Origin of the sequence: Krasilnikovia cinnamomea, from assembly GCF_004217545.1 — a bacterium.
Classification (GTDB): Bacteria; Actinomycetota; Actinomycetes; order Mycobacteriales; family Micromonosporaceae; genus Actinoplanes; species Actinoplanes cinnamomeus.
The window spans coordinates 2,163,350-2,181,994 of sequence record NZ_SHKY01000001.1 but is presented as its reverse complement, the minus strand read 5'-3'; the positions used below and the strand labels follow the sequence as shown (position 1 = coordinate 2,181,994).

Below are 18,645 nucleotides of genomic sequence, written 5' to 3'. Positions count from 1 at the left end.
AGTGATTACTGGCAGCATTACTTCGAAATGCCACCAAAGTCGTGGTGGGCTCGCCTTCCCTTCGGCGTCCGCATGTTCGCCGGAAGCTGCGCCCTGCTCACGACCGTCGGGGGCAGCATCTATGGCATCGCCGCACTGGGCCACGACGAGGCCGGAACCGTACGCGCCGAGCCCGCGAACGCTCCGGGAGCGGCCTCCGCCGTCGACCAGCCCGCGCCCTCCGGATCGCCGTCGGCGCCGAACTCGGCCGCGCCGAAGGGCGGGGCGTCGGGCGGCCACGTCCCGGGGGGCGTCAGGGTCGGCGCGCAAGGAGCGCCGGTGGGGATCGGCGGCGACCTCACCCGGGGCCCGGCCACCCGATCCCGGCCCGTGGAGGAGACCGAGAGGACGGCCACCCGCGCGCCCCGGGACCCGGTGCGCGCCGCCGCGGGCGTCCGCAACCCCGTCGCCCCGGCGCCGCCGATGTTCCCGCAGCTGGTCAGCGTCCGTACGGTCACCGAGAGCCGGATCATCCCGTTCCGGACCCGGTTCGTCCGGGACCGGTCCCTGCCGCGTGGTCGCGTGCGCGAGCGCCGTCCCGGCGTCCCCGGGCTGCGCGCCGTCCGGTACCGGGTCACCTATGTCGCGGGGCGGGAGACCCTCCGGGTGCTGATCGGGACGGCCGTCACCCGGACGCCGCAGGACCGCGTCATCGCCGTGGGCGCCCGTAAGCGCCACGGCGGGGGCGGCGGACACCGCAAGTGCCACGGCAAGTCGCACGACTGCCCGCCGAAGCACCAGGAGACGCCGCCGTCCTGCGCGAACGGGAACCAGCCCGGTGGCCCGGCGGCCAACCCGGCGAACCAACCGGCGGCCACCCAGCCCCCGGCCCAGCCCGGCGGGAACCAGAACCCGGATGCCCCCACTGTCCCCGGCGGCGTGCCGGTTCCCGGCGTCCCGCCCACCCCGGACGGCAATCCGGTCCCCGGCGGAGTGCCGCCGGTCGACGGCCCGCTTCCGACACCCAACGGGACGCCGGTGGTCGTTCCCGTGCCCACGGCCGGACCGCCCGCACAGCCCGGGACGGATCCGGCTGCGGGGGCGGTGCCGGTCGTCATCGTCGGAGTACCGGGTGTCCCGATGGGACGCGGGCCGGCGCCGGGCCCCACCTGCCACTGACGGCCGATCCGAGGCCGCCCGATCCCGCGACGGCAAGGCGCGGGAGGATGCCAGGGTGGCGGCGGTGAGCGAAGCGCGGCTGGCCGAGTTGGCCGGGCGACTCATAGGCGTGGACGGCGTGGTCGGTGTGGTGCTCGGCGGCAGTCGCGCGCGCGGCACCCACACCGCCGACTCCGACACCGACCTGGGGCTGTACTACCGGCCCCCGCTCGACGTGGACGGGCTCGCCGCGCTGGCCCGGGACGTGGCCGGGCCGGACGCGCGGGTCACCGCGCCGGGCGAGTGGGGACCCTGGGTGGACGGTGGGGCCTGGCTCACCGTGGACGGTGCCGCCGTGGACTGGATCTACCGGGACCTGGGCCGGGTAGAGCAGGCGTGGCGTGACGCCGAACAGGGCCGGTACGCGTTCCACGCCCAGGCCGGGCACCCGCTGGGCGTGCCGGACTTCGCGTACCCGGGTGAACTGGCCCTGTCGGTGGTCCTGGCCGAGCGGGCCGGTGAGCTGGCCGCGCTGCGGGCCCGTGCCCGGGTGTATCCGCCCGCGCTGGGCGCCGCGCTCGTGGCGGGGCTCTGGGAGGCGGACTTCCTGGTCGGGGTGGCCCGCAAGGCGGTGTCGCGCGGGGACGCCGCGTATGTCGCGGGCTGCCTGTTCCGGCTGGTGGGGGTGTGCGCGCACGCCCTGCACGGCGCGGCGCACCGGTGGCTGATCAACGAGAAGGGCGCGGTGGCCTCGGCGGCGGGTCTGCCGGGTGCGCCGCCACGGTTCCGCGCGGAGGTCGACGCGGTGTTCACGGCGGTCGACGGGGACCCGGTCCACCTGGCCACCGCCGTGGACGCGGCCCAGGACCTCGTGCTGGCCACCGCCGACGCGTGCGCCATGATGACGCGATGAGCGCCGACGAACCCACGATCCTCGCCACCAGCGCCGGCATGCTCCCGGGCCGGTTCGGCGCGCTGGACATGCGGGTGGGCCCGATCTTCGAACTCGCCGCCGAGCTGGCGCATGCGGGCCCGCAACCGCGCATCTGCCTGCTCGGCCAGGCGACGGGGGACCAGGAGGCGCGGATCGGGGCGGCGTACGCGGCGTTCGCCAAGACCCGGTTCCGGCTGTCGCACCTGGCGCTGTTCCCGATGCCGAACGTCGACGACATCCGCGCGCACCTGCTCAGCCAGGACGTCATCTGGGTGGGCGGGGGCAGCGTGGCGAACCTCGTCGCGGTCTGGCGGGTGCACGGGTTGCCGGAGATCCTGCGCGAGGCCTGGCAGTCCGGTGTGGTGCTCGGCGGGGTGTCGGCGGGCTCGATCTGCTGGCACATCGGCGGCAGCACGGACAGCTTCGGGCTGCGGCTGCGGCCGTTCACCGAGGGGCTGGGCTGGCTGCCGTACAGCAACGGGGTGCATTACGACGCCGAGGAGCAGCGGCGGCCGATGATGCACAAGCTGATCGGCGACGGCACCCTGCCCGACGGGTACGCGACGGACGACGGCGCGGGGCTCGTCTACCGGGGCACCCGGCTGGCCGAGGTGGTCGCCGACCGGGAGGGTCCGCGCGGGTACGAGCTGAAGCGCGCCGAGGACGGCACGGTGACCGAGACCCCGCTGCCGACGAGGTTGCTCTCCTACGACGCGGCGTAGTGCAGGATGACGTTGTGCACGTGGTGGGTCTTCTCCGTGCCGCGGAACTCGACCTCGTAGACGTGCGTGCCGACCGTGATCGCGATGGAGCCGGTGGAGAAGAACTGCCCGGCCCAGCTCTTGTTGCTGACCACGCTGACGCTGCTGACCTTCGAGTACGGGATGCTCGTGATCGCCACGCGCTTACCCACGAAGGACTTGTCCTGGATGATCACGCGCCGGTTGGTCAGGCCGAGGAAGCCGGTGCCCGCACCGACCGCGTCGTAGACGGCGATGATCTGCTCGCCCTCCAGCAACCCGCTCTGGATCTGTTCCAACTGGCCCTTGTTGTCGAAGACGACGTCGCCCATGGGCCCGAGCGTAGTGCGGCCGGGCCAGCGCCGTCGGGCTACTGGCGGCCGACGACCGTACGGTAGGCGTCCTCGATACGGGCCGCGAGCGTGACCTCACCGTCGGTGATGTCGGTGCCGTCCTGCGCGGCGAGGCAGATCTGCGTGTGACCGTCGAGGCGACGGATGTGCGGGCGGATGCGTAAGGTATCGGCGGCGACCTTGATCCGTTCGGTCAGCGCGGCGTGCTGACTCTCGTCGCAGGCGAGGACGCGCTTGAGCTGCATGCCGTCCTGGGTCCAGCCACCCAACAGGGCCAGGGCGTCGCTCAGGTAATCCCCCCGAGTTCCCCGTGGTTTCCTGGCCCGCATCAGCCACACCCCCTTGGCGTCGTTGCCGGCTTGTGGCCAAATCGTCGCCATGTCGTCATGGTCGGTGGTGACAGTCTTGCCTCCCGCGTCAAGCGTGTCCACGCCCACATATCTGTGTTCTCCCGACGTTCGGGGCGGACTCGGGCAACCTGAACGGTCAAGATTTGTGGCACGCTGTTTGCTCATGCCCCAGGGACACCACGTCAGCAGCGCTTCGTCACCCAGAGTGATCGTGGCCGCCGTCATTGTCATCGATGGCCGGGTGCTGGCGTGCGAACGCTCGGCGCCGCCCGAGGCGGCCGGGCGCTGGGAGTTCCCCGGGGGCAAGGTCGAGCCGGGGGAGACCGACGCGCAGGCACTGGCCCGCGAGTGCCGGGAGGAGCTCGGCGTACGGGTACGGGTCGGCGCCCGGGTCGGCCCGGACGTGCCACTGGCGCGCGGCCGGGCCGTGCTGCGGGTCTTCGTCGCCGAGGTGCTGGACGGCGGGGTGCCGCGCGCCCTGGAGCACTCCGCGATGCGGTGGCTCGCGGCCGGCGAGCTGAACAGCGTGCCCTGGCTGCCGGCCGACGAGCCGATCGTGGCGGAGCTACCCGCCCTGCTGGGCGGGATCGGCGAACGTTCGGCGTAGCTCCCGCTTGAGCACCTTGTGGCTCGGGCCCAGTGGCAGGGACTCGGCGAAACGCACCTGACGCGGGTACTTGTGCTTGCCGAGGCGTTCGCGCGCCCAGGCGGTCAGATCCTCCTGCGTCACCCCGCCCGGATCGGCCACCACCACGGCGCAGATCTCCTCGCCGAGCACCGCGTCGGGTACGCCGATGACCGCGACCTGCACGACGGCGGGGTGCCGGGCCAGCACCTCCTCTACCTCGCGCGGGTACACGTTGAAGCCGCCCCGGATGATCATGTCCTTCTTGCGGTCCACGATGGTGAGGAACCCGTCGGCGTCCTTCGTGCCCAGGTCGCCGGTGCGGAACCAGCCGTCCACGAGCGCCGCCGCGGTCTCCTCCGGCCGGTTCAGGTACCCCGCGAAGACGTTGTGCCCACGGATGACGATCTCGCCCAGCTCGCCCGCCGGGAGGAACTCGATGCGCTCCTCGATCTCGGGCCGGGCGATCTCCGCCTCCACCCCCCAGATCGGGTGGCCGACCGAACCCGCGCGGGTGCCGAAGGCGGCCTGGTTCGTGGTGGCGGTCGGGGAGGTCTCGGACAGCCCGTACCCCTCGTAGATGGGCGCGTCGAAGGTCTCCGCGAACCGTTCCAGCACCGCCACGGGCAGCGACGCACCACCCGACCCGGCCAGCCGCAGCCGCGGCAGCGTCTCCGCCTTCGCAGCGGCCTCCAGCAGGGCGACGTACATCGTCGGCACCCCGTAGAAGCTGGTCACCTTCTCGCGCACCATCACGTCGATGGCCGCCTCCCCGGTGAAGCGGGCCAGCAGCACCATCGTGGCGCCCAGCCGGAACGTGCCGTTCATGCACACCTGGCCGAAGCTGTGGAACAGCGGCAGGCAGCCCAGGATCACGTCGTCCGGATGGCACTCGCTGGTGTCGAACACGCTCACGGTCGCGTTCAGCACCAGGTTCAGGTGGGTGAGCAGGGCGCCCTTGGACTGTCCGGTGGTGCCGCTGGTGTAGAAGACGACCGCGACGTCCTCGGCCTCGCGGGTCACGTACGTGCGCAGCGGCGGCACGGCCGAGGCCGCCTCCTCCAGCCGCGGCGGGGCGTCGGGCACTCCGGCGGGCAGCGGGCCGACCGTGGCCAGCCGGGTGCCCGCGGCGTGCGCGGCCGCGGTGGCGTTGGCCAACTGGCTGGAGTGCGCCACGAGCAGGTCGGTGCCGCTGTCCCGCAGGACGTACGCGATCTCCTCGGGGGTGAGCAGCAGGTGCACCGGCACCAGGGTGGCGCCGGCCGCCAGGGCGCCGTAGTAGACCCGGGGGAAGTCCAGCACGTTGGGGATCTGCACGGCGACCGTGTCACCGGGGCGGACCCCGAGCTCGCGCAGCCCCGCGGCGTACGCCCGGGCCTGCTCCCACAGCTCGCGGTACGTCACCCGGGCGTAGTCGTCCACGACCGCGACCTTGTCGGGGTAGCGCCGGGCCGCCTCGGCCAGCACGGTCGCCAGGGAAAGCGTCGTCACGCGGGTCCTCCTCTGCTCAAACGGATGTGGGTCCCCCGCGACAAACGATTCAGGCCCTAGCCGGTCAGGCCAGCGAGCCGCCGATCTTGGTGTAGCCCCGGAGCAGGTCACGGGCGATGATGAGGCGCTGCATCTCGTCCGTGCCCTCGTAGATGCGCATCAGCCGGACCTGCCGGTACCAGCGCTCGATGGGCAGCTCCCGGGTGTAGCCCATGCCGCCGTGGATCTGCAGGACCCGGTCGACGACCCGGTTCACCATGCCCGCGCCGTACAGTTTGGCCATCGACGAGGTGTGGCGCGGGTCCTCGCCCTGGTCCACCGCCCACGCGGCGCGCAGCACCAGCCAGCGCGCCGCCTCGAGCTCCACCTCGGAGTCGGCCAGCATCCACTGGATCGCCTGGTTCTCGCCGATGCGGCGGCCGAAGGTCTCGCGGCTGTTCGCGTACTCGAGAGCCATGGACAGGGCCCGTTCCGCGATGCCGATCGCGGCCGACGGGATCAGGTAGCGGCCCTTGCCGATCCACCTCATGCCGAGCTCGAAGCCCTGGCCCAGCTCGCCCAGGATGTTGCGCTGCGGCACCCGCACGTCCTCGAAGATCAGTGAGGCCGGGCCTCCCTCGCCCATCGTCTGGATGAACTCCGAGCGCCAGCCCATCGCACGGTCCACGAGGAACGCGGTCGCCCCGCCGCGCCGGGCGCCCTTCTCGGGGTCGGTGACCGCGACGACGATCGCGAAGTCGGCGTCGTTGCCGTTGGTGATGAACGTCTTCTCGCCGTTGAGGACCCAGTCGTCGCCGTCGCGGCGCGCGCTGAGCTTGATGTTCGCGGCGTCGGAACCGGCGCCCGGCTCGGTGATCGCGAAGCAGGAGATCCGGTCGCCCTCGATCGTGGGGAGCAGGTACTCGCGCTTCTGCTCGTCGTTGCCGAAGTACAGGATGTTGTCCGCCTCGCCGCCGAAGCGGAACTGCACGAAGGTACGGCCCACCTCGGTCACGATCAGCGACTGCAGGACGGCGGACAGGTCCATGCCGCCGTACTCGGCCGGGGTGCTCAGGCCCCAGAAGCCGAACTTCTTCGCCTTGAGCTGCAGCTCGCGCAGTTCGCCGGGCTCCAGGCCGGGCCGGTGGGCCCGCTCGCGGCGCAGCGCCTCCTGCTCCAGCGGCATGACCTCACGGCTGATGAACTGGCGGGCCGTGTCGCGGATCGCGCGTTCCTCGTCGCTCAGCGAGAAGTCCATGCGACTAAACTAGCGGTGCAAGTTTTCGCACGTCCAGAGCGAGAAACCGGCGAATTCAGGAGCACCCATGGCCCGGCCCCGGCAGACGCTGCTCACCCGGCAGCGGATCGTCGAGGCCGCCGCCGCCCTCGTCGACGCCGAAGGGCTGGCGGCGGTGTCGACCCGTCGCCTCGCCACCGAGTTGGGCGTGGCCGGGCCGTCGCTCTACCACCACTTCCCGACCAAGAACGAGATCCTGGACGCGGTGGCCGACGCGGTCGTGGCCCGGGTGGACGTCTCGTCGTTCGCCACCCACGACTGGCGCGACGCGCTGCGGCTCTGGGCGTGCTCGTACCATGCGGTGCTCTGCGCCCACCCCAACGTCGTGCCCGTCCTCGCGCACGGGCCCGGCCGCCGCCCGGCCGCGCTGGCCATGGCCGACACGGTCTACGGCGCGCTGATCGACGCGGGCTGGCCCCCCGCCCGGGCCACCCACATCGGGGCGCTGATGCGCTACCTGGTGCACGGTTCCGCGCTCGGGTCGTTCGCGCGCGGCTTCGACGAGGACCCCGGCGTCTACGCCGAGCGCTACCCGCACCTGCGCCACGCCCACCTGCTGGCCGAACACCAGCACAGCGTCGACGAGGGCGCGTTCGAACTCGGCCTCGACACGGTCCTCGCGGGCCTCGGCCGCCTGCTACCCCTCACGAAAGGCACGCGAACGTGACGCTCAGCCCCGACGTCCTGCTCAGCCGCGACCGGCTCTACCTCGGCGGGGCCTGGGTCCCGCCCGCCTCCGGCGAGCGGATCGCCGTCGAGAACCCGGCCACCGGCGACATCCTCGGCCACGTGCCCGCCGGCTCGGCCCCGGACGTGGACGCCGCGGTGGCGGCCGCCCGCGCGGCCTTCGACCGCTGGGCCGCCACCAGCGCCGCCGAGCGCGGCGCGGCGCTCACCCGCCTGCACGCGGCGCTGTCCGCCCGGGCCGCCGACATTTCCCGTACGGTCGGGCTGGAGCTGGGCGCGCCCCTGAAGATCGCCGCCGCCACCCACACCCGGCTGCCCCTGACCGTCCTGCAGGGGTACGCGGAACTGGCCGCCGGCCCGGCGCCCGCCGAGACGGTCGGCCACTCGCTGGTCGTGTCCGAGCCGGTCGGCGTGGTCGCCGCCATCACCCCGTGGAACTACCCGCTGCACCAGATCATCGCCAAGGTCGGCGCGGCGCTGGCGGCGGGCTGCCCGGTGGTGCTCAAGCCCAGCGAGCTCACCCCGCTGGTGGCGTACCTGCTGGCCGACGCGGCCGAGGAGGCCGGGCTGCCCGCCGGGGTGCTCAACCTGGTCCCCGGCACCGGGCCCGAGGTCGGCGCGGCGCTGGCCGCCCACCCGGACGTCGACATGGTGTCGTTCACCGGGTCCACGGCCACCGGCCGCGCGGTCGCCCACGCCGCCGCCGACCGCATCGCCCGCGTCTCCCTGGAACTCGGCGGCAAGAGCGCCAACGTGATCCTCGACGACGCGGACCTGACCCGGGCGGTCAAGGTGGGCGTCGGCAACGCCTTCCTCAACTCGGGACAGACGTGTACGGCGTGGACCCGCATGCTGGTCCACCGCAGCCGCTACGACGAGGCGGTGTCGATCGCCGCTTCGGCCGCCGCGAAGTACCACACCGGAGACCCGTTCGACGAGTCCACCCGGCTCGGCCCGCTCATCTCCGCCGCCCAGCTCGAACGGGTCCGCGGGCACGTCGAGCGCGGGCTGGCCGACGGGGCGCGGCTCGTCGCGGGCGGCCCGCACGCGCCCGTGCCGGAGCGGGGCCACTTCGTCGCCGCCACGGTCTTCGCCGACGTCGACCCGGACAGCGCCCTGGCCCAGGAGGAGATCTTCGGACCCGTGTTGTCGCTCATTCCGTTCACCGACGACGATGAGGCGGTGAGCATCGCGAACAACTCCCGCTACGGCCTGGCCGGCGGCGTCTGGTCGGCGGAACCGGAACGGGCCCTCGCCGTGGCCCGCCGGATGCGCACCGGCGCGGTCGACATCAACGGCGCCGCGTTCAACCCGGCCGCCCCGTTCGGCGGGTACAAGCAGTCCGGCGTCGGACGCGAACTCGGCGCGTACGGGGTGGCGGAGTTCCAGCAGATCAAGGCGATCCAGCGGTGACCGCGTACATCAAGGGCCTGGTCGCCCGGGACCGTGGCGTGCCGCCGGTGGTGGCCCAGCTGCGCCTGCCGGAGGTCGGGCCCGGGCAGGTCCGGGTACGGGTCCGGGCGGCCGGGGTGTGCCACTCCGACCTGGCCATGCTCGACGGCACCCTCGCACCGCCGCACCCGCTGGTGCTGGGTCACGAGGCGGCGGGCGAGGTCGTCGAGGTGGGCGCCAACGTCACCCGGGTCGCGGTGGGCACCCACGTGGCGCTGAACTGGTCGCCGGTCTGCCGTACGTGCTGGTTCTGCACCCACGGCGAGCCGTGGCTGTGCGCCACCGCGAACGTGGCCGCGCTGGAGAACGGCATGACGCTGGACGGGGCGCCGGTGCACGTGACGCTGGGGCTGGGTGCCTTCGCCGAGCAGGTCGTGGTGCCGGAGAACGCGGTCATCGCCGTACCGGGAGAACTTGCGTGGGAAAGCGCGGCCCTGCTCGGCTGCGCGGTGCTGACCGGTGCCGGCGCGGTGCGCAACACCGCCCGGGTGGCCCCCGGTGACGCGGTGCTGGTGCTCGGCCTGGGCGGGGTGGGCCTGACCGTGGTGGCGGCGGCCCGCGCCGCCGGGGCCGCCCAGGTCATCGCGGTCGACGTGGCCGAGTCCAAGAAGGCGCTCGCCGAGGCGGCCGGGGCGACCGAGTTCCTGGTCGCGGCGGACACGCTGTCCAAGGACATCCGGGTACGGACGCAGGGGCGCGGCGTCGACCACGCGTTCGAATGCGTCGGCAAGGCGGCGACGATCCGGGCGGCCTGGCGGGCCACCCGCCGCGGCGGCCACGTCACGGTCGTCGGCATGGGCCGCGCGGACGACATGCTGCAGCTGAGCGCGCTGGACATCTTCACCTCGGCGCGGACCCTGCGCGCCTGCGTGTACGGCGGCGCCGACCCCGAGGCGGCGCTGCCGGAGCTGGCCCGCGAGCTGCTGGACGGCACGCTGGCCGTGGAGCACCTCATCACCGACCGGATCGGTCTGGCGGAGATCCCCGCCGCCTTCGAGCGGATGGCGAGGGGCGAGGGGGCCCGCTCGGTCGTGGTGCTGTGACCTGGGTGTTCAGCGGGGATTCACGGGACAGTCGCGGACCCGTGTGACGGCGGGACCAAGGTCCCGACGAGTCGGTGAATTCGACCCGGGTGCTGCGGTGGGCGCGGGCGGAAGGTTGATCTGTCAAACGGTGAAGGACACGGAGGCAGCGATGACCGTCCACGCATCCACCAAGCGCACTCTGGAACGCCCCCTCGAGCAAGCCGAGATCCCCGGCTCGATGATGACCAAGTTCGCCGCCAAGGCGATCGCCGTCATGCGGATGGCCACCGGCTTCGTCTTCCTCTGGGCCTTCCTCGACAAGATGTTCGGCCTGAACTACTCGACCCCGTCCGAACGCGCCGTCATCAACGGTGGCTCGCCGACCAGAGGCTTCCTCTCCAACGTCGAGGTGGGGCCGTTCCAGTCGATGTTCCACTCGATGGCCGGGACCTGGTGGTGCGACTTCCTGTTCATGGCCGGTCTACTGGGGCTCGGACTGGCCCTGATGCTGGGCGTCGGCCTGCGGATCGCCGCGGTGGGCGGCACCATCATGATGGCGATGATGTGGCTGGCCGAGTGGCCGCTGGCGCAGCACACCGCCGGTGGTGACCCCAGCGGCTCGACCAACCCGATCGTCGACTACCACGTCATCTACGCGCTCGCGATGATCGTCGCCGCGGCGACCTACGCCGGGCACACCTGGGGCCTGGGCAAGATCTGGGGCCACATCCCCTTCGTCCGCAAGAACCACTGGCTGCTTTGACCTGACACCGCACCGCGTGGCCGGCGACCTACGGGTCGCCGGCCACGCGGCGTGGGCTGCGCCGCAGAGGTTGGAGAGTTTGGGTGAGCAGCTCGCCACAACTCGCCAAGATCCGCGACGATCGGCAGCGCCGATCAGGCGGTGAGAAGGGCGGCGACGGTACGGGTCAGCGCCGCGCGGGACTGCTCCGGGTCCAGCCCCATGGCGTCGCGCCAGGTGCCCCAGGTGGGCCACATGCTGACGCCGACCAGCGCGGTCAGCAGTTCGGGAGCGCGGTCGCCCGCGGCCGCCAGCTCCGGGGCGAACAGCGTACGCAGCTCGTCGCGGACCCCGTCCACGTGCGCGCGGCGGTTGCGCTGCAAGGCCGGGGAGAACGGCTCCTTGAGCGACGCCGCCTTGGCGGCCGGCGCGACCTGCTCGAGCAACCGGGCCCGCTGCACGCAGTACGCCTCGATCCGCCGGGGCAGCGGTAGGTCCACCGGTACCGGCTCGAACGCGGCGTCGCGCTGCTCCATGACCCGCTGACCGCTCGCCGCGAACAGCGCCTCCATGTCGGTGAAGTGGCTCCACAGTGCCCGCAGCGACACCCCCGCCAGCTTCGCGATGCGCTCCGCGGTGGGGCGTAACTCGCCGCCGAGAATCAGCTCGACGTGCGCGTCCACGATCGCGTTGCGGGTTCGCTCGGCCCGGGCCGTACGCCCGTCGATGCGCTGCGGTCGGGTCATCGCGCCCTCCGATGTCGGTCGGGGTTCCGGCGGTGGCGTTACCGATGGTGGTTCGCGGCGCCCGAGGGGCGTCATCGGCCGCTGCGGTAGCGGTTCAGCTCCCGGCGGGCCAGCGAGCGCTTGTGCACCTCGTCCGGGCCGTCGGCCAGCCGCAGCGTGCGGGCCTGGCTCCACAGCCGGGCCAGCGGGGTGTCCTGGCCGACACCGGCCGCACCGTACGTCTGGATCGCCTTGTCGATGATCCATTCGGCCGTGGCCGGAGCGATGATCTTGATGGCCTGGATCTCGGTGTGCGCGCCCTTGTTGCCGACCGTGTCCATCAGCCAGGCGGCCTTCAGCACCAGCAGCCGGGCCTGCTCCACGCGGACCCGGGACTCGGCGATCCACTCCCGCACCACGCCCTGGTCGGCCAGCGGCTTGCCGAACGCCGTGCGGTCCAGCGCCCGCCTACACATCAGCTCCAGCGCGCGCTCGGCCATGCCGATCAGCCGCATGCAGTGGTGGATGCGGCCCGGGCCCAGCCGCGCCTGCGAGATGGCGAAGCCGGAACCCTCCTCGCCGATCAGGTTGGCCACCGGTACCCGGACGTCGTCGAAGTCCACCTCGGCGTGGCCGCCGTGGTCGCCGTCGTCGTAGCCGAACACGGTCATGCCCCGGCGCACCGTCAGCCCCGGCGTGTCCCGGGGGACCAGCACCATGCTCTGCTGCAGGTGCCGGGGCGCGTCCGGGTCGGTCTTACCCATCACGATGAAGATCGCGCAGTTCGGGTTCATCGCGCCGGAGATGTAGAACTTGCGGCCGGTGATGACGTACTCGTCGCCGTCGCGGGCGATGCGGGTGCCGATGTTCGTGGCGTCCGAGGAGGCGACCTGCGGCTCGGTCATCGCGAACGCCGAGCGGATCGTGCCGTCCAGCAGCGGCGCCAGCCAGCGTTCCCGCTGCTCGGGGCTGCCGAACTCGGCCAGCACCTCCATGTTGCCGGTGTCGGGTGCGGCGCAGTTCAGCGCGGCCGGTGCGAGCGCGGGGCTGCGGCCGGTGATCTCGGCCAGCGGCGCGTACTGCAGGTTCGTCAGCCCGGCGCCGTGGCTGCCCGGCAGGAACAGGTTCCACAGGCCCAGGCGCCTGGCCTCGATCTTGAGCGGTTCGAGGACGCCGGGCGGCGACCAGTCGCCCCGGTAACTCGCCTCGAAATGCTCCTCGGCCGGGTAGACGTGTTCGTCCATGAAGGCCAGCAGCCGCTTGCGGTAGTCCTCGGTGGTCTCGTCGTACGCGAAGTCCATCAGTCTCCCTCCAGCGCCTCGTGTCCCTGGCGCACCAGCGGCGCGACGAGGTCCCCTACCGTGTCGAATCCTTCGCCGACGGTCTGCCCCTGCACGAAGCGGTAGTGCACGCCCTCCAGGATCACGGCCAGCTTGAACGCCGCGAAGGCCACGTACCAGTGCAGGTCGCTGACGTCGCGGCCCGAGCGTTTGGCGTAGTGCCCGGCCAGCTCGGACAGGCCGGGATGCCCGGGTACGGAGATCGGGGCGACCTGCCCGCCCGGGCCGGTGAGCAGCGGGCGGCCCGCGTAGACCAGCAGCAGGGCCAGGTCGCTCAGCGGGTCGCCCAGGGTGGACATCTCCCAGTCCAGCACCGCGTTGACCCGTAGGTCGGGGCCGATCAGCGCGTTGTCGAGGCGGTAGTCGCCGTGCACCACCGCGCCGCCGGGCGGACCCTGCGGCACGTCGACCGCCAGCCGGGCGTGCAGCTCGTCGATGCCCGGCACGTCGCGGCTGCGGGACGCGTCGAGCTGCTTCTTCCAGCGGCGCACCTGGCGGTCGTTGAAGCCCTCGGGGCGGCCGAAGTCGGCCAGTCCGATCGCGGCGGGTTCCAGCGCGTGCAGGTCGGCCAGCGTGTCGACCAGGCCGAGGATGAGACGGTGCACGGCCTCGGGTCCGAGCGCGGTCAGCGCGGCGGCGTCCCGGTAGATCACGCCGTCGACGTGCTCCATCAGGTAGAACGGGGCGCCGATCGGCTCGGGGTCGGTGCACAGTGTCACCGGGGCGGGCGCGGGGAAACCGGCCTGTGACAGCGCGGTCAGCACCCGGTGCTCGCGCGCCATGTCGTGCGCGGTGGGCAGGACGTGGCCGAGCGGCGGGCGGCGCAGCACCCAGCGGCTGGTGCCGTCGGTGACCGCGTACGTGAGGTTGGACCGGCCCCCGGCGAACATGGTGGCCCGCAGCGGCGGGCCGTCCCCGAGGTAGGCACGCAACCGCTCCAGGTCGAGTCCCTTCGGCCCGGTGCGTTCGCTCATGCTGTGCCCGCCTTTCGCCCGCGCTCGTGGCCCACGCTCACGCGGCGGGACCTTCGAAACCGCGCTGGATCTTGTTCATGCCGGCCAGCCAGCGGTCCGGGTCGTCGGCCCGGTGCCGGTAGTACTCGGCGACCTCGGGGTGGGGCAGCACCAGGAAACGGTCGCCCCGGATCGCGTCGGCGACCACCGCGGCCACCTCCTGCGGGTCCAGGGCGGTCGCGGCGAGCTGCGCCTTGCTGGCACTGTCCCCGCCGTCGGTGAGCATCGCGGTGCGCACGCCCTGCGGACACAGCGCCTGCACGACGATGCCGCGGTGCGCGTACGTGGCGCGCAGCCACTCCGCGAAGCCGAGCGCCGCGTGCTTGGTGACCGAGTACGGCGCGCTGCCCAGCAGCGTCAGCAGGCCGGCCGCGCTGACCGTGAGGAGCAGCCGCCCGCCGCCGGAGTCGAGCCAGCGGGGGAGCAGGGCGCGGGACGCGTACACATGCGACATGACGTTGACCTGCCACGCCCTCTCCCAGGCGGCGTCGGGGGCGTCCTCGGCGCCCCCGGGCAGCACCCCGGCGTTGGCGCAGAACAGGTCGCAGCCACCCAGCTCGGCCCAGGTGGTGTCGACGAGCTGCCGCACGAACGCCTCGTCGGCCGCGTTGCCCGGCACGGCCAGGCCGCCGATCTCGTCGGCGACGGCCTGGGCGGCTGCCGCGTCGAGGTCGTTGACGATGACGCGGGCACCGTCGGCGGCGAACCGGCGGGCCAGGGCCGCGCCGATGCCGCCGCCCGCGCCGGTGACGACGACCCGGGGGGCGCTCACTCGCCCGCCCCGGCCAGCGTCACGCCGCCGTCGATGACCAGGGTCTGCCCGGTGATCCAGCTCGCGTCCGGGGAGCTGAGGAAAGTCACCGCCCCGGCGATGTCCTCCGGCACGCCGAGGCGTCGCAGCGGGTACGTCGCCGCGACCTTCTCCTCCCGGCCCTCGTAGAGGGCGGTGGCGAACCGGGTCTTCACGACCGCGGGGGCCACCGCGTTGACCCGGACCTTCGGGGCCAGCTCGACGGCGAGTTCCTCGGTGAGGTGGATGAGGGCGGCCTTGGTGACGCCGTAGAAGGCGATGCCGGGGGCGGGACGCACGCCGGAGACCGAGGAGATGTTGACGATCGAGCCGCCGTGCTCGGCGAGACCGCCGCGCAGGGCCTCCTGCACCCAGCCGAGGGTGCCGACCACGTTGACGTCGAACATCTTGCGGGCGGCGCCCAGGTCCAGCGTGCCCAGCGGGCCGTACGCGGGGTTGATGCCGATGTTGTTGACCAGCTGGCTGATCGGGCCGAACGCGCCGACCGTGGTGTCGATGACCTCGGCGCGGTGGTCCGGGTCGTCGCCGCGCCCGGCGACCGCGATGGCGTGCTCGGCGCCGCCGAGGTCCTTGACGGCGGTCTCCAGAGCGGTCGCGTCGCGGCCGGTGATGCACACCCGGGCGCCTTCGGCGACGAAGCGCTGGGCGATGGCGAAGCCGATGCCGCGGCTGGCTCCAGTCACGATCGCCACTGCGCCTGCCAACTGAGTCATGCGAGCTCCTTCGGACATATCTGCACTCAGAGTGCGAACATTACCGGCCAGTACGCCCGTCGCCTACCCTCCCCCGAGCAGCGGTGCGACCGCAACAGGTGGCCGACGTGCCGCATGACACCCGGCGCCGGACCGGGACGCGGTACCGGGCGACGCGGTGGCGCCGCCCGGTGCCCCAGAGTGATCAGTCGACGGTGCGCGGCAGCGTACGGTCCGCCTCGCGCAGGGCGGCGGCCGCGCCCGCGTACGGGTTGTACGTGTAGGCGCGCGACAGGCCGCCCGGGACCGTGAAGTACTCGGCCGACAGCTTCGCCGGATCCGTGGCGATCTCGCCCCGGCCCACCGTGTCGTCGCCGTCGTCCCAGCCCCATGGCGCGTTCGCCGAGTCGGTCGTGCAGTCCCACGTGCCCGCCCCGCAGTCGCCGGAGTCGTCCCCGGCGAACGTGCCGAGGTGGACGAACAGGCTGGGGTTGGCGCGCTGCGCCCACAGCCCGCCGGGCGCGAACACGTCGATCAGCCGGTACCGGACGTCCCGGTCGTTGCCGCTGCTGGGCGTCTCGCCCTCGGTCGCCGGGTAGTAGACGATGCCGTCACCGTTGATCTTGTACTGCGGGTACGCCTTGAGGCCGTGCCCCCGGGCCTCCTGCGCGGTCACGGGATGCGGGAAACCGTCGTGCGGGGACGACTGGAACTGCAGCGTGCCGTCCACATTCTCCCGCCCGCCGGTCCACGTGCTGCCGGACGGCGTGTAGGAGTAGAAGTTCGTGTGCGCCACGGTCACCGCGGCGCGCAGCACCCCGTACGTCGAACCGTCCTTCTCGATGGCCAGCGTGGTCCCCTCGCCGTCGTTCTCGTGCTCGGTCTCGAAGAACGGGTGATCCACCCAGTCGCGCGGGTGGTAGAAGAAGTACGTGATGAACCAGTGCGTGCTGGTCTCGGCGACGGAGTAGTACGCCGCCGCGGTGAAGTCGGCACCGGCGCGCGCCGCGTCGTCCCAGTTGTCGCGGCCGATCAGGTCGCCGTCGAAGTCGACCCGGGTCAGGTAGTCGGACCTGCCGCCCAGCGCGTGGCTGCCCGTGGCGTCCACGTCCTGGTAGTGGATCGGCGCCCAGCGCAGCGCCAGCTCGGCGCGGCTGGGTGCCGCGGCGCGGCCGGGTGCCGCGTGCGCTGGAGCCTCGGTGCCGGTGATGACCAGAAGGGCCGCGGCGGCAGCCGCGGCGACGACCCGAATCCTGTCGAGCATGTGCGCTCCCACATCCGGTGTGATAGATCACCGTGAATCTATGTGATCGGCGGCACACTGGAAATGGAGATCAGGCTCCCATTAGGCGACATTGCGGGGTCGGAACTGGACGCTCACCCGTGGCCCCACGGGCCGGGCCGTCTTCGGGATCGCGTGCTCCCAGGTGCGCTGGCAGGACCCGCCCATGACGATGAGATCCCCGTGACCCACCGGGAAACGCAGGCTCGCGCCGCCCGCGCGGGGCCGCAGCATGAGGTTGCGGGGCGAGCCGAACGACACGATCGCCACCATCGTGTCGGCGTGGGCGGAGCGGCCCAGCGTGTCGCCGTGCCAGGCGACGCTGTCGCGGCCGTCCCGGTACAGGCACATGCCGGCGGTCACGAACTCCTCGCCCAGCTCGTCCGCGTAGTGCTCCGACAGCCGTTGCCGGGCCTCGGTGAGCGCCGGATGCGGCAGCGGCTCGCCGGGCCCGTACCAGTGCAGCAGCCGGGGCACGTCGACCACGCCGTCGTACATCTGGCGCCGCTCGGCCCGCCAGTCCACGTCGGCCAGCAGCGCCTCGAAGACGCTGTCGGAACCGTGCACCCAACCGGGCAGCACATCCACCCACGCACCCGCCGTCAGCGGATGGCGGGTGAGCCGGCCGGGCAGCGGCTCCAGCGTCACCCCGGCCGCCAGATCGAGCATCGAAGGCTGATATGCGCTGCTCACCGGCCCACTCTAGGCCGGATTAGTACGGGTGTGCCAATCACCACCGGACCGGCAGGGTGCGCAGGCTGTTCAGCAGCATCCCCTCCTTGAACGGCAGCTCCTCGACCGGCACCGCGATCCGCATGTCGGGCAGCCGGGTGAGCAGCCCCCGCAGCGCCTCCTGCAACTCGAGGCGGGCCAACTGGGCGCCGAGGCAGTGGTGGGGCCCCGCCCCGAAGCCCAGGTGGGCGGTCTGCGAACGGGTCACGTCGAGCCGGTCCGGGTCCGCCATGGCCGCCGGGTCGCGGTTGGCCGAACTCATCACCGGGAACACGGCCGATCCGGCCGGGATCCGTACGCCGCTCAGCTCGACGTCTTCGGTGGTGACCCGGGGCAGGCCCGCGCCGCCCGAGCCGAGCTGGACGAAGCGCATCAGCTCCTCGACCGCCTGCGGGATCGTCTCGGGCCGGTCGCGCAGCCGGTCCCGCTGCTCGGGGTATTCGTGCAGCGTCAGCAGGAACATGTTGATCTGGTTGGCGGTGGTCTCGTGGCCCGCCACCAGCAGCGTGTAGCAGAGCCGGACCAGCTCCGGCTCGGTGAGCCGGTCCTGCTCGTCGCGCGCGGCGATCAGCGCGGTCATCAGGTCGTCGTCGGGCCTGGCGCGCTTGCTGGCGATCAGCCGGCCGAAGTACTCGCCGAGCTGGTCGAGCGCCGCGTCGATCTCCTTGGGGTCGCGGCTCAGGTCGCTCATGACGGTGTCGGACCACTCGCGGAACTGGTGACGGTCGGCCGTCGGCACCCCGAGCAGCTCGCAGATCACCTGGATCGGCAGGGGCAGGGAGAAGTTCTCCACCAGGTCGGCGGGCTGCGGCAGGGTCAGCAGCCGGTCGATCAGCTCGTCGACCAGCTTGGTCACCCGGGGCCGCAGCGCCTCCACCCGGCGGGCCGTGAACGCGCCCGCGACCAGGCGGCGCAGCCGGGTGTGATCGGGTGGGTCCAGGCTCAGGATGGAGTCGGCGGCGGCCTGGCCGAGCCCGACGTCGGGAACGTCCGGGCCGGTCGCCGCGGCACGGCTGAACCGCGGATCGATGAGCACCTGCCGGACGTCCTCGTAGCGGGTGACCAGCCACGCGGTCTTGCCGTCGGGGAGCTGGACCTGCACGACCGGGTGGTGCTGCCGCAGCTCTGCCAGCTCCGGCTGCGGGTGGAAGATCGAGGGTGCCGGCGGGAACGGGAACGGGATCGGTGCCTCGGGCGCGGCAGACGGTCCGGCCAACGGGCTCACCTCCGTAGCGTGA

General features: G+C 72.6%; 20 protein-coding genes. 8 read left to right on the top strand and 12 right to left on the bottom strand.

What is annotated here, in order from left to right; translation table 11 throughout:
- Positions 1-72 precede the first annotated feature (72 nt).
- The 3 genes from EV385_RS34950 (at position 73) to EV385_RS09690 (ending at position 2,793) form a co-directional block, all read left to right on the top strand.
- Positions 73-1,158: a G5 domain-containing protein gene (locus tag EV385_RS34950; RefSeq protein WP_165449434.1), complete on the top strand. Its 1,086-nt coding sequence runs from the start codon at positions 73-75 to the stop codon at positions 1,156-1,158.
- A 64-nt stretch (positions 1,159-1,222) separates the two neighbouring features.
- Entirely contained in the window at positions 1,223-2,050 is an 828-nt protein-coding gene (locus tag EV385_RS09695; protein WP_242624801.1) for a nucleotidyltransferase domain-containing protein, read from the top strand.
- Positions 2,047-2,793: a Type 1 glutamine amidotransferase-like domain-containing protein gene (locus EV385_RS09690; protein WP_130509167.1), complete on the top strand. Its 747-nt coding sequence runs from the start codon at positions 2,047-2,049 to the stop codon at positions 2,791-2,793. Before EV385_RS09695 ends, EV385_RS09690 begins: the two co-directional genes overlap by 4 nt.
- On the opposite strand, the gene EV385_RS09685 is transcribed toward EV385_RS09690, so the two are convergent.
- Together EV385_RS09685 and EV385_RS09680 are read right to left on the bottom strand one after the other, a co-directional pair.
- Positions 2,778-3,143: a PH domain-containing protein gene (locus tag EV385_RS09685; protein WP_130509166.1), complete on the bottom strand. Its 366-nt coding sequence runs from the start codon at positions 3,141-3,143 to the stop codon at positions 2,778-2,780. The genes EV385_RS09690 and EV385_RS09685 overlap by 16 nt on opposite strands.
- Before the next feature lie 38 nt (positions 3,144-3,181).
- Entirely contained in the window at positions 3,182-3,493 is a 312-nt protein-coding gene (locus EV385_RS09680; RefSeq protein ID WP_130513194.1) for a 4a-hydroxytetrahydrobiopterin dehydratase, read from the bottom strand.
- Between the two features lie 184 nt (positions 3,494-3,677).
- Between EV385_RS09680 and EV385_RS09675 the strand changes: the two genes are divergently transcribed.
- On the top strand, positions 3,678-4,121 hold the full coding sequence (locus EV385_RS09675) for a (deoxy)nucleoside triphosphate pyrophosphohydrolase (RefSeq protein ID WP_207229789.1): 444 nt from the start codon (positions 3,678-3,680) through the stop codon (positions 4,119-4,121).
- Here the strand turns inward: EV385_RS09675 and EV385_RS09670 are convergent.
- Complete coding sequence (locus EV385_RS09670; protein ID WP_130509165.1) at positions 4,080-5,630, bottom strand: long-chain-fatty-acid--CoA ligase; 1,551 nt, start codon at positions 5,628-5,630, stop codon at positions 4,080-4,082. The two genes, EV385_RS09675 and EV385_RS09670, sit on opposite strands and share 42 nt — an antisense overlap.
- Before the next feature lie 64 nt (positions 5,631-5,694).
- Entirely contained in the window at positions 5,695-6,867 is a 1,173-nt protein-coding gene (locus EV385_RS09665) for an acyl-CoA dehydrogenase family protein (protein ID WP_130509164.1), read from the bottom strand.
- Between the two features lie 67 nt (positions 6,868-6,934).
- On the opposite strand from EV385_RS09665, the gene EV385_RS09660 reads away from it, so the two are divergent.
- The 4 genes from EV385_RS09660 (at position 6,935) to EV385_RS09645 (ending at position 10,833) form a co-directional block, all read left to right on the top strand.
- Positions 6,935-7,573 (top strand): TetR/AcrR family transcriptional regulator, encoded by a 639-nt coding sequence (locus tag EV385_RS09660; protein WP_130509163.1) that lies wholly within the window; start codon positions 6,935-6,937, stop codon positions 7,571-7,573.
- Positions 7,570-9,006: an aldehyde dehydrogenase family protein gene (locus EV385_RS09655; protein WP_242624800.1), complete on the top strand. Its 1,437-nt coding sequence runs from the start codon at positions 7,570-7,572 to the stop codon at positions 9,004-9,006. Before EV385_RS09660 ends, EV385_RS09655 begins: the two co-directional genes overlap by 4 nt.
- Positions 9,003-10,088, top strand: a complete 1,086-nt coding sequence (locus tag EV385_RS09650; RefSeq protein WP_130509162.1) for an alcohol dehydrogenase catalytic domain-containing protein — start codon at positions 9,003-9,005, stop codon at positions 10,086-10,088. The genes EV385_RS09655 and EV385_RS09650 overlap by 4 nt, the downstream gene beginning before the upstream one ends.
- 151 nt (positions 10,089-10,239) lie before the next feature.
- Positions 10,240-10,833 carry a DoxX family membrane protein gene (locus EV385_RS09645; RefSeq protein WP_130509161.1) on the top strand — a complete coding sequence of 198 codons (594 nt, stop codon included), beginning with the start codon at positions 10,240-10,242 and terminating at the stop codon, positions 10,831-10,833.
- A 134-nt stretch (positions 10,834-10,967) separates the two neighbouring features.
- Here the strand turns inward: EV385_RS09645 and EV385_RS09640 are convergent, their stop codons facing one another.
- The 8 genes from EV385_RS09640 to EV385_RS09605 form a co-directional block, all read right to left on the bottom strand.
- Positions 10,968-11,558, bottom strand: coding sequence for a TetR/AcrR family transcriptional regulator (locus tag EV385_RS09640; protein WP_130509160.1), 591 nt, complete (start codon positions 11,556-11,558; stop codon positions 10,968-10,970).
- 71 nt (positions 11,559-11,629) lie between these two features.
- On the bottom strand, positions 11,630-12,838 hold the full coding sequence (locus tag EV385_RS09635) for an acyl-CoA dehydrogenase family protein (RefSeq protein WP_130509159.1): 1,209 nt from the start codon (positions 12,836-12,838) through the stop codon (positions 11,630-11,632).
- The gene (locus EV385_RS09630) at positions 12,838-13,851 is read right to left on the bottom strand and encodes a phosphotransferase family protein (protein ID WP_130509158.1); all 1,014 of its coding nucleotides are present in this window, start codon (positions 13,849-13,851) and stop codon (positions 12,838-12,840) included. Before EV385_RS09630 ends, EV385_RS09635 begins: the two co-directional genes overlap by 1 nt.
- Before the next feature lie 37 nt (positions 13,852-13,888).
- On the bottom strand, positions 13,889-14,662 hold the full coding sequence (locus EV385_RS09625) for an SDR family oxidoreductase (RefSeq protein WP_130509157.1): 774 nt from the start codon (positions 14,660-14,662) through the stop codon (positions 13,889-13,891).
- A complete protein-coding gene (locus tag EV385_RS09620) occupies positions 14,659-15,414 on the bottom strand; it encodes an SDR family oxidoreductase (protein WP_130509156.1) in 756 nt (251 codons plus the stop codon). The genes EV385_RS09625 and EV385_RS09620 overlap by 4 nt, the downstream gene beginning before the upstream one ends.
- A gap of 184 nt (positions 15,415-15,598) precedes the next feature.
- On the bottom strand, positions 15,599-16,657 hold the full coding sequence (locus EV385_RS09615; RefSeq protein ID WP_130509155.1) for a hypothetical protein: 1,059 nt from the start codon (positions 16,655-16,657) through the stop codon (positions 15,599-15,601).
- Between the two features lie 81 nt (positions 16,658-16,738).
- Positions 16,739-17,368 (bottom strand): alpha-ketoglutarate-dependent dioxygenase AlkB, encoded by a 630-nt coding sequence (locus tag EV385_RS09610; protein ID WP_130509154.1) that lies wholly within the window; start codon positions 17,366-17,368, stop codon positions 16,739-16,741.
- Between the two features lie 37 nt (positions 17,369-17,405).
- Positions 17,406-18,623 (bottom strand): cytochrome P450, encoded by a 1,218-nt coding sequence (locus EV385_RS09605; RefSeq protein ID WP_242624799.1) that lies wholly within the window; start codon positions 18,621-18,623, stop codon positions 17,406-17,408.
- Positions 18,624-18,645 lie beyond the last annotated feature (22 nt).